The organism is Streptomyces sp. NBRC 110035 (assembly GCF_000829695.1).
Classification (GTDB): Bacteria; Actinomycetota; Actinomycetes; order Streptomycetales; family Streptomycetaceae; genus Streptomyces.
This window is the reverse complement of sequence record NZ_BBNN01000016.1, coordinates 260,242-274,171: the sequence shown is the minus strand read 5'-3', so window position 1 is coordinate 274,171 and position 13,930 is coordinate 260,242. Positions and strand designations below refer to the sequence as shown.

The 13,930-nt window shown below is 72.3% G+C and carries 10 protein-coding genes; all 10 read right to left on the bottom strand.

Annotated features, from left to right (window positions below; translation table 11 throughout):
- Window positions 1-8: 8 nt before the first annotated feature.
- Window positions 9-2,216, bottom strand: a complete 2,208-nt coding sequence (locus TU30_RS03725; protein WP_042164448.1) for a glycoside hydrolase domain-containing protein — start codon at window positions 2,214-2,216, stop codon at window positions 9-11.
- A gap of 749 nt (window positions 2,217-2,965) precedes the next feature.
- Window positions 2,966-3,847 (bottom strand): endo alpha-1,4 polygalactosaminidase, encoded by an 882-nt coding sequence (locus TU30_RS03715; protein ID WP_042164441.1) that lies wholly within the window; start codon window positions 3,845-3,847, stop codon window positions 2,966-2,968.
- Window positions 3,844-4,518, bottom strand: coding sequence for a spherulation-specific family 4 protein (locus tag TU30_RS03710; protein WP_042164792.1), 675 nt, complete (start codon window positions 4,516-4,518; stop codon window positions 3,844-3,846). The genes TU30_RS03715 and TU30_RS03710 overlap by 4 nt, the downstream gene beginning before the upstream one ends.
- Window positions 4,515-5,513 carry an NAD(P)-dependent oxidoreductase gene (locus tag TU30_RS03705; RefSeq protein WP_042164439.1) on the bottom strand — a complete coding sequence of 333 codons (999 nt, stop codon included), beginning with the start codon at window positions 5,511-5,513 and terminating at the stop codon, window positions 4,515-4,517. The genes TU30_RS03710 and TU30_RS03705 overlap by 4 nt, the downstream gene beginning before the upstream one ends.
- 6 nt (window positions 5,514-5,519) lie before the next feature.
- Window positions 5,520-6,233, bottom strand: coding sequence for a sugar phosphate nucleotidyltransferase (locus tag TU30_RS03700; RefSeq protein ID WP_042164436.1), 714 nt, complete (start codon window positions 6,231-6,233; stop codon window positions 5,520-5,522).
- A gap of 121 nt (window positions 6,234-6,354) precedes the next feature.
- Window positions 6,355-7,356: a GDP-mannose 4,6-dehydratase gene (locus TU30_RS03695; RefSeq protein WP_042164435.1), complete on the bottom strand. Its 1,002-nt coding sequence runs from the start codon at window positions 7,354-7,356 to the stop codon at window positions 6,355-6,357.
- 88 nt (window positions 7,357-7,444) lie between these two features.
- The gene (locus TU30_RS03690) at window positions 7,445-8,857 is read right to left on the bottom strand and encodes a hypothetical protein (RefSeq protein ID WP_042164430.1); all 1,413 of its coding nucleotides are present in this window, start codon (window positions 8,855-8,857) and stop codon (window positions 7,445-7,447) included.
- A complete protein-coding gene (gene pelF, locus TU30_RS03685; protein WP_042164427.1) occupies window positions 8,854-10,449 on the bottom strand; it encodes a GT4 family glycosyltransferase PelF in 1,596 nt (531 codons plus the stop codon). Before pelF ends, TU30_RS03690 begins: the two co-directional genes overlap by 4 nt.
- Window positions 10,450-10,568: 119 nt before the next feature.
- Window positions 10,569-12,719, bottom strand: coding sequence for a DUF4402 domain-containing protein (locus tag TU30_RS03680; protein WP_042164424.1), 2,151 nt, complete (start codon window positions 12,717-12,719; stop codon window positions 10,569-10,571).
- 426 nt (window positions 12,720-13,145) lie between these two features.
- Window positions 13,146-13,670 carry a hypothetical protein gene (locus TU30_RS03675; RefSeq protein WP_042164419.1) on the bottom strand — a complete coding sequence of 175 codons (525 nt, stop codon included), beginning with the start codon at window positions 13,668-13,670 and terminating at the stop codon, window positions 13,146-13,148.
- Window positions 13,671-13,930: the final 260 nt, after the last annotated feature.

Here is a 13,930-nt window from a genome sequence, read left to right as displayed (position 1 = left end):
CGCAGGTGTCACTGGGCGCGCGACAACGCGTTGTACTGCTCCAGGACGTTGTACAGGCCCATCAGCTCTCGTCCGTACTGCTCGGCGTCCGAGTTGGTGCCGTTGTACCGGCCGAGGACCGCCTCCGTGACATGGACGTCGCCGCTCAGGTCCGGCCGGTCGATACCGAGCAGCTCCGAGTTCCAGAGCAGCACGTACGCGACGGTGCGGACGTTGTACTCCTCGTCGTGGTGGAGCTTGTCCCAGACGTCCCGGAGGTCGGTCGTGGAATCGTGGTCCAGTGGCTCGCCGTTGATGATCCCTTCGCCGATGCAGTAGTTGCGGGCCTTGATGGCGGTCTTGGCGAAGATCTGTCCCCACCCGGTGCTGCAGTCGTCCAGCTGACCCGCCTTGACCGCTGTGTCGGAGGCGAAGTCGAGCGGGTTGAGCTTACGCAGCTCCCACAGGACCGGGGCCTGGATGAGAGCCTTGCGCATCCGCAGCGTTCGGGCCAGTGAGGTGAAGAGCCAGTCCGCGTCCACCACCGCGTTGAACGCCTCCGTGTTGGAGATGCCCCCGAGGCTGGCCCAGTCCTTGTCGGTCCAGCCGTCGCCGCCGGTCTCGGGGACGCCGATCGACTCCAGGTAGGTCTTCACGTCCTGGAGCATCAGGTTCCGGTACGCGGTCTCGTCCAGTCGCGTGTCCAGTCCACCGAGGTCGGCGCCGGCGTTGAAGTCGCTCTGGCCGTAGTCGCGTCCGGAGACGATGTTGTTGTCGATCTCGATCAACCCGGCGCCGGAGCCGACCTTGATGGTCGAGATCTGGTCGAACGCCCAGTTGGTCGGCAGTGGGTAGCCGAGGTTGCCGGAGAAGCCGCTGGACATGTCGGACACGAAGCTCGCCGCGGCGTACCCGGCGTCCGCGACGCGCTGGCAGACGTTGCGGGGGCCGTAGACGCCCACGCCGTAGCCGGAGTTCTCGCCGATCGTGCGCATGACCCCGCGGAAGTGCGGGAGGACGTAGTCCGTGACCTCGCCGTCCATGGCGTCGTAGTCGACGGCGAAGTAGATGATGGTGCCGGGCTTGAAGCCGTGGTACTTGGCCCACTCGATCGCGCGGAACGCGTCGGCGGCGCCCTGACTCGGGCTGAAGTAGTCGGCGGACCGGCTCCACGTCTGGAAGATCGGGAAGCAGCTGAGCCCGTACTCCTTGATGGTGGCCAGCTCGCCGGGCTGGATCTGCTTCTCCGGCAGGTCCGTGGAGGAGGGGTTGAAGAGGTAGCGGCCGATGTACCTGTAGCCGGCGTCCTTCAGGGCCTGCGCCCGCGCAGGGGTGATCATGGTGACGCCGTCGCAGGCCGTTCCCTTGCGGGACTGGTCGCCGTAGGAGACGAGCAGCGAGGCCCAGGTCTGGAAGTCGCCCTTGCCGGTGACCGGGAGCTTGCTGAAGGACTGGAAGGTCTCCACGCCGGACTGCACCGTGGCGGTGAAGGTGCCGAAGGGGACGTTTCGCTTGTTGAGGATCATGGCCGCGGTGAAGAGCTGGGCCCAGACCCCGGTGCTGCCGGTCGAGACGGTGTGGCTCCTGAGGCCGGACTGGGTGCCAGGTCCGAACACGCCGTTGGCGACGCCGTCCGCCATGCCCAGCTCGTACTGGATCGCGAACAGCATCGACTTGGCGACGTCGCGGGAGTGGTGGCCGTCGCAGGGGATGATGTAGAAGTCCTTGCGCAGGACGTACTTGCCGTTCAGCCACTGCTGGATGGAACGAATGCTGTCCGAGCCGTTGTTGACGGTGACATAGGCGTCCATGGTGAACAGGCCCTTGACCACCTTCGGCCACAAGGAACTGCCCGGGTAGGTGCCGGAGACGCCCATGTTCTGGTTGAGCTTCACGACCGCGTCCTTGACCCGGTCGTTGTACTGACCGTCGATCTCGCCGCCGTCGTAGCCCTTGCAGTACAGGGCGGACTGGATGATGCGGCAGAAGTCGGCCGACGGGACGGTCGTCTCGTCGAGCTTTCCGTACAGCTCGCCCAGCTTCCCGAGGGTGGTCGGGCCGAAGGAGTTGGACAGGGCGGTGATGCCCATCTCGTACTGGAGCGCGCGGGTCAGCGCGTACATCACGGGCCAGCCGGTCCGACCGTTCTCCTCCAGCTTGGATATGCCCAGCGTCGCGCCGTTGCCGTAGGTCGTGTTGATGAATCTCTGGGCGCGCTGCACCATCTCGTCTGCCATGGGCTTCCTCCTGCTCGTCCGGAAAATGAGGCGGGGAGGAAAACGCTGTCGTCGCGGCGCGTTTGAGGGTCGCGCCGACGTCTCCGCGCATGGGACGGCACCCCCCGTCGGGGGCCATGCCGAAAAACCCCCCTCGTCGCGTACTGCGGGCGCATGGGTCACGGTGTGCAAAGCGACGTGGCGTGATCTTCCGTCGTGTCGCGGGAGACGTCAAGTTCTTTCTGTGGAGAGGGTGTTGATCTGTCGATGGCCAACTCGGCCTTGTGACGCATCCGTGATGCACGCGGCGGGGAAATCGCGCACAGCCTTCGGGCGGGTTCGTCAGTCCGGGCACCCGCCCCTGCGCGCCGCCGCACTCCGGTGACCGGAGGGGGCGCCCGGCCGGTGGGCCGGGTGCCCGTGGCCCGGGGCGTCGAGGAGCGTCAAGCCGGTCTGCGTGCCCGGGGTGGGCGGCCCGTGCGTGATCCGTCCGGTGCCGAGGCCGAGGTGCTGACCGGTCATACCGGGCCCGACCCGCCGAAGGTCTCCGAGAAGGTCGGGGCGGGAGGGCCGTTCGCCGGCCCCGGCCAGGGCACGAAGCCCGCCCGGGCAAAGTACGACGGGAGGAAGCCGGAGACGGGCGGCTGTACCGGCCGGTCCGAGGAGCAGCTCGGCGTGCAGGAAGCCGGCCCGATCGTCGTGGCGGCGCACCGCGCATCCACCCTTGTCCGCGTCCTCGGGTCACAGCCCTGTACAGGTCGTCCCGCGGGTCAGCACGGGTCCCGCCACACCCCCAGGTCCGGCTTCTTGCGCATGGACGACAGCTTCAGCTCGCGGGACTCGGCACAGAACTCACCGGTCGGCTCGGCGTACTCCACGTGGAAGACCGCCTTGCCCGCCTCGATGAACGGAGTGAGCTCGGCGCATTCGCCGTACTGCGCGCACTCCTCGTTGACGGCGAAGTCGAAGTCGTCCACGAGCTGCGGGATCTGCGGCAGGTCGTTCTTGAGGCCCACCGACAGGCCGCGTTCGTGCGCGATGTCCGCGATCATGCGGTTGTAGCGGAGCTGGTCGGCGGCGGTGAGCGGGAACCCGGTGTCGTGGTCGTAGCCCTCCACCAGGTCCGGTTCCACCGCGTCGAAGCCCTTGTCCCGGCACATGTCGAACCGCCGCTCCATGATCGGCTTCAGTACGGTGATCCGGCGGATGTCCAGCCAGCGTTCGCCCTGCCAGCCGTTGGTGCTGCCGAGGACGGAGGGCGGGAACGCGTCCCGGTCGGGCCGGAAGTCCTCCCAGGCTCCGACGTTGATGTAGCAGATCGCCTTGCGGCCGTCGCGGTGGAGGCGGGCCACGTCCGCGGCGGTGTTCTCGAAGCCGTCGATGTCGTAGACGGGCACCTCGGCCGACGGGTCGGCCCTGCCGTCGAGCTGCCACTGCCAGGCGAGCCCGGGGCGTGGGCGCCAGGGCGCCCGGTCGGGGGTGCGGGAGGGGCCGGGCGGGGCCGGGGAGGTGCGGGACGGCGGTGCGGACCGGGTGTCCGCGTCCCCGGCGCCGTCCGGGCCGGAGCACCCGGTCAGGGCCGCGGCGGCCAGCAGGGCCAGCACGGCCGGCACCGTCGGCGCGGGCGCGAAGAACGGAGGCTTCCTGCTCATGTCCGTCCCTCGGTTTCGGTCACGGTCAGGGCAGGGGTCAACGCGGCCCAGGGGTTGGGAAGTTCACCCGTCACCGGGCCGCAGATCCCGGCGCCGCGGTCCTGCGCGGTGCGTACGGCCAGGGGCACGAGTGCTTCGGGCACACCGTAGACGAGGTGGCAGAGCCGTTCCGGCGGGTGCGGCTTCGCCCGGGCGGAGCGGCTGAACGCGGCGACGTAGGTGGACCAGTGCCCCTCGAAGGTGACGGTCAGGTCGGCGAGGCGGACGTAACCGGGCGCCGGGTCCACGCCGGGGTTGAGCACGACGGTCCGCGCCCCGGTCCGGCGCAGGGACCGGACCAGCCTGCGGCAGCCCGGCAGGCCGTCCGGCCCCGCGGTCACCCGGTCCAGGAAGCAGCCGTCGACCGCGTACCACTCCCGGTGCCGGCGCGCCTCGGCGGTGACCGCGGACGGGTCCCGCGCGCCGTAGTCGGTGTCGACGTAGCCGAGGAGCCGGGCACCGGCCGCCCGCAGCGCGTCCGCGACCGCCGTGAACGCCTGGTCCGGTCCGGCCCCGGGGCCGTTCGCGGGGTTGAGCACGACGGCGTAGGTACGGTCGGCGGCCGTGATCAGCCGGTGCCAGGCGCCCGGGTCCTCGGCCGGGTGGACGTACAGGGGGATCAGCAGGCTCACGGCGCGCGGCCGCCTTCCGTACCGGTGCTCCCCGTCTCGTCGGCGCCCGTGCCGCCGGCCGCCCACAGCGCGGCCAGCGACTCCTCGAGGGTGTACGCGGGATGCCAGCCGAGTGCCCCGCCCGCCGCCGTGATGTCGGAGCACTGCCACGACACCGCCGCCGAGCGGGCCGAGCCTCCCGCGGCTCCCCTGTCCTCCTCGATCCGGCCCCCGAAACCGGCCCGGCGGGCCAGCAGGTGCACCAGGTCGCGCACCCGGACCGCCTCGCCGCCGCCGATGTTGAGGACGGGCGGGAGCGGCCCGGCCGCCGTGACGGCGAGCACCGCCGCGCGCGCGACGTCGCGTACGTCGACGAAGTCGCGGTACGCGGACAGGTCACCGAGCCGCAGCACCGCCCCGGCGCCTGCCTCCGCCCCGGTCCCTGTTCCCGCCTCCGTTCCCGTCGGCGCGCCGGCCTCGCGCAGAAGGGCGGCGACCCTGCCGGGCAGCCCGGTGGGCGGGGCACCCGGTCCCACCGGATTGCCCACCCGCAGCACCACCGCGTCCAGGCCGGAGGCCGTCACCGCCGCCGTGCCCGCGAGTTTGGTCGCGCCGTACGGTCCGAGCGGGCGGGTCGCCGCCGTCTCCGCCACCTTGGTGCCGGGTTCCCCCGGGCCGTATTCGGCGGCCGAGCCCAGGTGGACCAGGCGTGCCCGGGGGGCGGCCTGCCCCAGCGCGGCGCACAGGGCGGCGGGGCCGCGGGCATTGACCTCGGCCAGGGTGACCGGGTCGCCGCCGGTCGCGCCCGCGCAGTTGATCACGGCGTCGGGTGCCGCCTCCGCCAAGGTCTTGGCGAGCCGGTCCGGGGAGTCGGCGGCCAGGTCGACGCGCAGGCCTGCGCCGGCCCCCGCGGACGAGCGGCCGGCCTCGGACAGCTGGGTGTCCGGCAGACCGCGCAGGTGGGCGACGACATGACGGCCCAGGTAGCCGGTGCGGCCCAGGACGAGAACGCGCATGGGTGCTCAGGCTCCCTTGAGCAGCAGGGACTTGCGGGTGGTGAACTCCGCGTTGGCCCGGTCGTAGTCGTCCGGGCGTCCGATGTCCAGCCAGTATCCGTCGAACTCGTAGGCGTGCGGCGGGCGCTGGGCGGCGAGGAGGTCCAGGACGAGTTCGTCGAAGCCCAGTGGGAGACCGGGCGTGTAGTTCTCGAGCGTCGAGCGGGACAGCCCGTAGACGCCCATGGAGACGCGGTAGTCCATGCTGGGCTTCTCGGTGAAGGCGACGACCCGGCTCGCCTGTGTGGTCAGCACGCCGAAGTCGATGTGGACCTTGCGGGCGTAGGTCGCGATGGTCAGCGGGGCACCGGACTCCCGGTGCCGGTTCAGGACGTCGGCGTAGTCGAGGTCGGTCAGGACGTCGCCGTTCATCACCAGGAAGGTCTCGGGCAGCCGCTCGCGCAGCGTGAGCAGGGGACCCATGGTGCCCAGCGGGCTCTCCTCGGTGGCGTAGTCGATGTCCATGCCCCACTGGGAGCCGTCGCCGACGTAGGCGCGGATGATCTCGCCGAGGTGGCCGATGGCGATGGTGCAGTGGGTGAAGCCGGACGTGGCGAGCTGGCGCAGCACGATCTCCAGGATGGCGTGCTGGTCGCCGATGGGAACGAGCGGCTTGGGGAGGGCTGTGGTGTAGGGCCGCAGCCGGACGCCCTTGCCTCCTGCCAGTATCACTGCGTGCATGGGGCTTCTCCTTCGGATTCTTCGTGTTCCCCGGGGACGTGCCGGACGCAGATCGGGTGGTGCGGATCGGATGGTGCGAGTCGGGTGGTGCGGGCCGGTGGTGCGGGCCGGACGGGGCGGGTCAGACGTTGTAGATGCCGGTCTTGTAGCGGGCCAGGTTGGCCGGGTCGCGGAAGAACTCCACGGTCCGGGCGAGTCCTTGCTCCAGCGTGTGGGCGGGCTTCCAGCCGGTGGCGTCGGCGAGCCGGGTGGCGTCGGCGACCAGCCGCATCACCTCCGAGTTGGCGGGCCGCAGCCGTGCCGTGTCCTCCCGTACGTCGAGGGCGCTGTCCATGACCTTGCCGATCAGCGCGACGAGGTCGCCGACCGAGATCTCGCCGCCGGTGCCGGCGTTGAAGGTGCGGCCCACGACCTGCTCGGCGGGTGCGGTGCCGACGGCGAGGAAGGCCTGCGCGGTGTCCTCGACGTAGGTGAAGTCCCGCGTGGGCCGCAGGTCGCCGAGGGTGATGGTGCGCTCACCCGCCGCGACCTGGCCGATGACGGTGGGGATCACCGCACGCATCGACTGGCGCGGCCCGAAGGTGTTGAACGGCCGCAGCGTCACCACCGGCGTGTCGAAACTCGCGTGGTAGCTGTCGGCCAGCCGGTCCCCGCCCGCCTTCGAAGCGGCGTACGGGGACTGGGTGTTGATGGGGTGGTCCTCGGTGATCGGCACGGTCCGCGCGGTGCCGTAGGTCTCGCTCGTGGAGGTGTGCACCAGCCTCGGCGTACCCAACTGGCGCACGGCTTCGAGCACGTTGAGGGTACCGGTGACGTTGGTGTCCACGTAACTGTGCGGCGCCCGGTACGAGTACGGGATCGCGATGAGCGCGGCCAGGTGGTAGGCGCGGTCGGCCCCTTCGAGCAGGCCGCGTACGGATCCGGGGTCCCGGACGTCGCCGAGGACGATCTCCACCTGGTCCAGGACGTCCGGGGACAGGGTCTCCAGCCATCCGTAGGAGGAGAAGGAGTTGTACTGGGCCATGGCCCGGACGCGATGGCCGGCAGCGACCAGCGCTTCGGTGAGGTGCGAGCCGATGAAGCCTTCGGCCCCGGTGACGGCGGCGAGCGGTGCGGAGGTCAACTCGGTTGTCCTTCCAGTGGTGTGAACGGGTGGGGTGCGACGGCGGCGCCGTAGGGGCGCGGGTGGTGGTGACGTGCGCGCACGGGGGTCAGGCGTGCACCGCCGGCCGGCCGAGCAGCCGCAGCACGCACACCGACAGGCACAGGGCCGCGGCGCCGCAGCACAGCGGCAGGACGGCCGGCCCCGGTGGCAGGCGCAGCAGGGTGACCGCGGCGGCGCAGCCCGCGGCGGTCAGGCAGATCAGGGCGGAGGGCCAGGCGACGCCGAACGCCTGGAGCAGCAGGGCCGTCCACAGTGTCGCGGCGAGGAGCAGCAGGGCGGCCGGGTCGGCTCCGGTCAGGAGTGCCGCGGGCGTCAACGGGAGGAGATAGACCAGCAGGCAGAGGCCGAGGAGGCCGGCCGACCTCAGGAGGAAGGCGGCGGGCGTGGCGGTCGCCCGCAGCGCCGCGACCGACCAGCCGCGGTAGCGGTACAGCAGCCACTCGGCCGGTCCCATGCTCACGGTCAGCACGATCATGGCGTACGGATGCTGTCGGCCCTCCAGCAGGACCAGCGACGCCGCGGCGAGGCCGAAGAGTCCGTAGGGCAGGGAGACCGGCAGCGGTGGCCGGCGCGCGCCGGGGACGGGCGGGACGCCGAGCACGCCGCGCAGCGACCAGCCGGCGGCGGCGAGCGTGGCCGCCAGCGCCAGCAGGGGCAGACCGAGCCTGAGGACGGGGCCGGGCTCCCACCACGGCAGCAGTACGGCGCCGGCGACCAGGGGGGTCAGGGCTGCCAGCAGCAGCCGTTCCCGGGCGAGGACCAGCAGCGTCGAGGCGGCGGCCAGGTACAGCGACTGTGCGGCGGCGGCCAGGGTGACCGGTCCGCCGCCGGCGGCCGCCGCCGCGGTGGCCGTGGCCAGGGCCGCGCCGAGGGCGGCCCCGGTCAGCAGGGTGCGGCCCGCCTCGTGGCGCCCCGTCGCCAGGCGCAGGTGGGCGCGGTGCCCCAGTGCCTGGCCCCAGGCCCAGGAGACGACACCGGCCGCGATGAGGGCGGGGGCGTACCGCGCGGACTGCCCCAGCGGTGCGGCGAGCAGGTAGGCGAGGCCCGGCAGGGCGAACAGCACGCCGCGCAGCAGGCAGCGCGCGGTGTCGGGACGCCAGGGGTCGGGGGCGGGTGGAAGCTCGGGGAACGTTCTGGGGACGCGCTCGTACAGCGCGGAAGCCAGGGAGAACAGGTTCGGATGGCCGTACTGCCGCCGGACGGCGTCCGCGGACAGGCCTTCCGCCTCCAGCAGCGCGGCCACCTCGTAGGGGTGGACGGCGGGGCCGATGCGGTCGGCCAGGCCGGCGGCCAGCCGGTCCACCTCCTCCTGGTCCGGAACGGGCCGCGGTAATCGCACGACGAGGGTGGGCTCGTCGGCCGGGAGGGGCCGCGGCAGCCGCGGGACGGCTGTGACCGGCCGGAGGGCGAGGGTGTCCTGTTCGCCTCCGCCCGGCTCCAGTGCCATGGGGCCGCTCATACGGCCACGCTCCTTGTCGCCATGGGTGAGGGGACCTGTGTGCGCGCGTCCGGGGGCGGTGCGGCAGGGCCGGCCGGCCGCTGTGCGTACGTCCCCGTGCCGTCCCGTGTCTGCGCGCCGTCCCGTGTTCCCGCCTCGGCCGGCTGCCGCCGGGTGCCGGACAGCTCCAGGTAGATGGCGCGGAAGGTGTCGACGGTCCGGCGCAGGGTGAACTGTTCGATCACCCGGAGCCGGGCCGCCTCCCCCATGGCCGCGCGCCGCGCGGGATCGCCGAGCAGCTCCAGCGCGGCGGCGGCCATCGCTGCGGGGTCCCGGGGCGGTACGACGAGACCCGTGTCCCCCACGGCCTCGCGGACTCCGCCGACATCGGTGGACACGGTCGCCCGCCCGCAGGACATGGCCTCGATCAGCGTGAAGGGGAAGCCCTCGCTGATGCTGGAGAGCATCACGACGTTGCCGGCGGCGTACGCGTCCTTGATGTCGTCGACGCGGCCCTCGAAGGTGACGGCGTCGCCGTGACCGAGTTCGGCGGCGAGGGCCTCGCACCGTTCCCGGTAGGCCTCCCCGCCCCGGGGAGTCCCGCCGAACAGCCGCAGCCGGGCGTCGGGGCGTTCCGCCCTGACCAGGGCGGTGGCCCGGATGAGGGTCTCCAGATCCTTGATCGGGTCGACGCGGCCGGCCCAGCTGAGCGTCGGCGTGTCCGGTTCGGGTCCGGCCGGCGGGAAGGCTTCCGGGTCCACCCCGTTGTAGACCGTGCGGATCGACGCCGGGTCGGCCCCGCCCTCCTCCTCCCACAGCCGGTTGTAGCGGTTGCCCGGCGTGATCAGGGCGGCCCTGCGGTAGCTCTCCTCGGCCAGCAGCCGGAAGAAGCCCAGGACGAGCGCCTTGACCGGCCAGCGGTAGGGGCCGGTGCGGTAGCCGAGGTAGCGCTCGCGGAGGTAGACGCCGTGCTCGGTGAGGAGCAGGGGGACACCGTGCTGCTCCAGGGCGGCCAGTCCGGGCAGGACGGCGACACCCCCGCTGACCGCGTGGGCGACCCCGTCCTCGGGCAGCGGCGCGGCCAGCGGGCGCAGGGCGTGCTCGAGCAGTCCGGTGGCGGTGACCGCGTCGTGCAGGGTGGGGCGGGCCTCACGGACCACCAGGCCCCGGCGGTTCCACACGGCGGTCAGTACGGCGATCGCCCGGTCGCCGCGCAGGAACGGGCCGAGTGTTCCGTCGGCGGCGGCCCGCGCCATGGTGTGCAGGGCCGGGGCGAACCCTCTCTCCGCGCACGGGTCGAGCAGTGCCGTCAGGAACTGCTCGTAGGCACCGGCCAGGACTTCGCGCGGACGCCGCCCGGGCGGGCGGCCCCCGGGCGGGGTCCCCCACATCGGGACGGTCAGGACGTTCGAGACGTGCGCGGGCAGGTCCCACACGACGGGTTCACGGCCGGTGCCGGTGACGGCGAGGACGTCGAAGTCGATGTCGGGCATGCCGCGGACGAGTTGGTCGCACCAGACGCTCACACCGCCGTGACTGTGCGGATAGGTGCCTTCGGTGAGCAGGGTGACGCGCGTCGCGCGGGGGCGGCGCGCGCCGTGGTGAACGTACATCGGTGGGCTCCCGGCCGGGTGCGGGGTGGGGTGCGGGGAGGGGCGTGCAGGGCCGGGTCCCGGCACCCGGTCACGCGTCGGTGACCGGGTCCGGTACCTCGGGTCGTTCGGTGCGCCGTTCAGCTCCGCGGGGTGTACGGGACGTGGTCCCGCACGCCGGCGGGGATCCGGGTCTCCGGGGCCGGCTCGGCGGCCGGGGCCTTCGCGTCCGGGGCCGGCCCGTTGCCGTCGGTGGCGGCACCGTCCGTGGCGGACGCCGGCAGGGTGAAGGAGAGGGCGCTCTGGCCCGCCGTCTGCGTCCAGCCGGACACCCGGCCCGCGTAGCCTTCGCCGAACGTATCGCCCGCGAGGGTGGTTCCGGTGGGCAGGGTGACGGTGGCGGCCGTGCCGTCCGGTGCCTCGACGGTCACCGTGCCGCCGGTGCGGTGGGCGGTGACCTGGCCGTCCCGCAGGGCGTCGGCCCAGGCGGCGCGGCGCTGGAGTTCGACGCCGATGTCCTTCATCCGCAGGTTCACCACGGGGGTGTTGTCGGCGAACAGGGCGTCGTAACCGTCGAGTACGCCGTCCAGGACCGGGTAGGCGATGCGGTCCTCGGCCAGGTTGGACTGGTGGATGAAGTGCGGCTTGGGATCGTTGGCGAGGACGTGGCCGAGCGCGATCCGGGTCTCCAGGGGGACGATGTGGTCGGTGTATCCCGTCGCGGTGTCCAGCGGAGCCGGCAGGCACGTCGTGGTGGCCGGGTTGTCCTCGCAGATGCCGCTTCCGCCCTGGGCGCGGCTGGTGTAGATCCAGTTGTACTCGTCGACCTGCTCGGCGGCCCGCCCGGCGTTGTAGAAGACGTTCATCGGGTAACGGGACACGGTCGTGGCCGGGCCGACCCGACGCTGCGCGGGGTCACGGGAGTTGTCCGAGGCGAGCCAGGCGATGTCGTTGTCGGCGAGGGCGGGGGCGAGGTTCGGGTTGTCGTCGGGCTGCTGCGGCAGCACCTTGAGTCCGGAGTGCTCGCCGGTCACCAGCTCGTCGTCGTGCAGGGGGAGTCCGGCGGTCTGTCCCCAGACGCGGTTGGTGGCGATCTCGTCGGAGATGGTGTCGCGTTCGACCCACCTGGTGCTGCCGTCGGCGTTGGTGGCGCACCGCCAGGGAACCACCGTGGTGTCCTGCTCGCAGCCGAGGAAGGCGTGCGTGTAGGTGTGGTTGATCCAGCGGAACCGGTCGCGCTCGGCGATCAGCCTGTCCGCCAGCGCGTCGGCTCCGCCGTTGTCCTCGCGGTGATCGACGCTGCCGGCGGCGTTGTAGGCGAAGTCGAGGGTGAAGTCCTGCCCGCTCTGCCAGGAGGTGGCGTGGTCCACGTCGGCGGGGAGCATGCGGATCGGGTCGGGGGTGCCTTCGCCCTCGGGGCAGTCGACGTCGCCGGGGGTGCAGTTCAGCTCCGTGTCCCAGCGGTCGTCGGCGGCGAGGACGTCGTCGACGTGCACGGCGAAGTAGTTCCTGGAGGCGCCCAGGTGCACGCCGCCGGTCATCCAGTCCACGATGCCGCGGGCCAGGAGTCTGAACTGCTGCTGGTACTGGTTGTAGACGAAGGTGACGACGAGTTGCCGCCGCCCGTCGTGCCGGTACTCCCCCACCAGCGAGCCCCGCTCGGCCCGGCCCGGGATCGCGGCCTCGACGTACGGGGTGAAGTCCGCGCCGGCCACGGGTGTCGACAGATAGGCGTAGCTCTCGCCCACAGTGGGCGAGTTGTCCTCGAAGGGGACCTGGCCGTCCAGGTAGCCGAAGGGGCCCGCCCGGCCCGCGGCGGTCACCTCGGCCCGCACCCCGTCGATGCTGCCGGCGTAGCCGCCGTCGAGCGGGTACTCCAGGCCCGTCTCCGGACGCGCGTAGGTGTAGGCGTCGACCTGCGGGATGTCGTAGGTCCGCTCGTAGTCGGCGAGTGCCGCCATTTCGGGCGAGTTCGCGGGGAACGGGTTGTCGTCGGGCAGGACCACCGCCTGGTACTTGGCGCGTGGTCGCCCGTCCACGGTGTCGGCGAGGAAGCCCGCGTCGATGGCGGGGCGGTCGGACCGGGTGAGGTCCACTTCGGTGTACGGCGTGCCGGCGGTCTCCAGTTCGGCCGCGATCGCGTCCACGGCCGGACCTCCGTCGCTGACGACCAGGACGCGCAGGTCGACGCGGGGTAAGTCGTCGGCGGCGTGTGCGGTCGCGCTCGGCACGCCGAGGGCAGCGATGAGTGCGCCCACCGTGAGCACGGCGGTGCGTGTGATCCGCTTCATGCGGTGCAGTCCCCTCCCACGGGCAGGGGTGGACACCGCTCCGCCGGAGCCGACGCACCCCCTTGCGTGACGCCGGCATCCCCCTCAGAGGCCAGTCGTCGACGCATCCGTCCTGTCACATGGTGATGCCTTTGTGTGGTTCTTGTGGGCCGGTCGTGAAACCTGACGGAAAAGCGCGGGTGACCATCAGGGCACCCGCGGTCCGAAGCGACGGGTGCGGCACCCCGGCACGCGGGAGGCCGCAGCGGGCGCGTGGAACACCTGAGCAGGTCAAAGAGCGAACGAAGCACCGGCGGGCCGCAGCGGCCCGCCGGTGGCACTGCCGGAGCTCCGGACCTCTCGGCCGGTGCGGCGCCGGACCGGATTCGGTCAATGACGCCGGGGACCGGCCGGACCGTCGGGGACCTGGCAGGTCCGCGGAGCCCGTCAGGCGCAGAGCACCCGCGTCTCGGGCGTGTACACCGGGCCGCCGCCGGCGTTCTGGGTGTCGCTGAACTCGGCGTAGTAGTACGAGTAGAAGCCGATGTCGCCGTTGCAGCCGGAGTCGGGCGCGACCTGCAGGGTCAGCGTGACGGTCCGGCTCTGCCCGGGCGGGACGGTGGTGCCGTAGTTGGCGCCGAGATCGGCGGGCCCGGTCCCCGCGCAGGGGGTGCTGCCGGCCGCGGTGGCCAGGGCGCACCCGGTGAAGCTGTACTTCAGGTCGGGGCGCTGGGTGGTGAGCCACGTGGGGTCGATCGTCTGGTACACGAACCAGATGTCGTACGTCCTGTTGTTGGTGAGGGTCATCGACAGCTGGACCGTGCCGCCGGGCGTGGTGGTGGCGGTGTCGGTGGTGAACGTCAGCTCGGCGGGGCCGGGTTCGGCCGCGGCGGCCTGGGGGGCCATACCGAACAGGGCGAGGACGAAGGCGAGGACGGCGGCGGGTCCGAGGCGTCTCAGTGGTGATCTCATGGGCCGGGAGGCTAGGCACGCACCCCGGCGACCGTCTCCCCCACGAACGGCCTTGCGCCCGCCCGTCGACCGAAAGTGCACCTGCCGTGAAGGAGTTGTGCGCGCTTCGTGACGCCGGGCGGTCGGCGGCATCGCCGCACCCCACGGGCGGTCCCGACGGAGCGGCCGGGACGACGGACGGGACGCGGCGTCGGCACTGCCGCGCCCGGGAGCATTGGCGCGTACCGTTCGGGTGACAACCGGTGGCCCACGGTGACGAC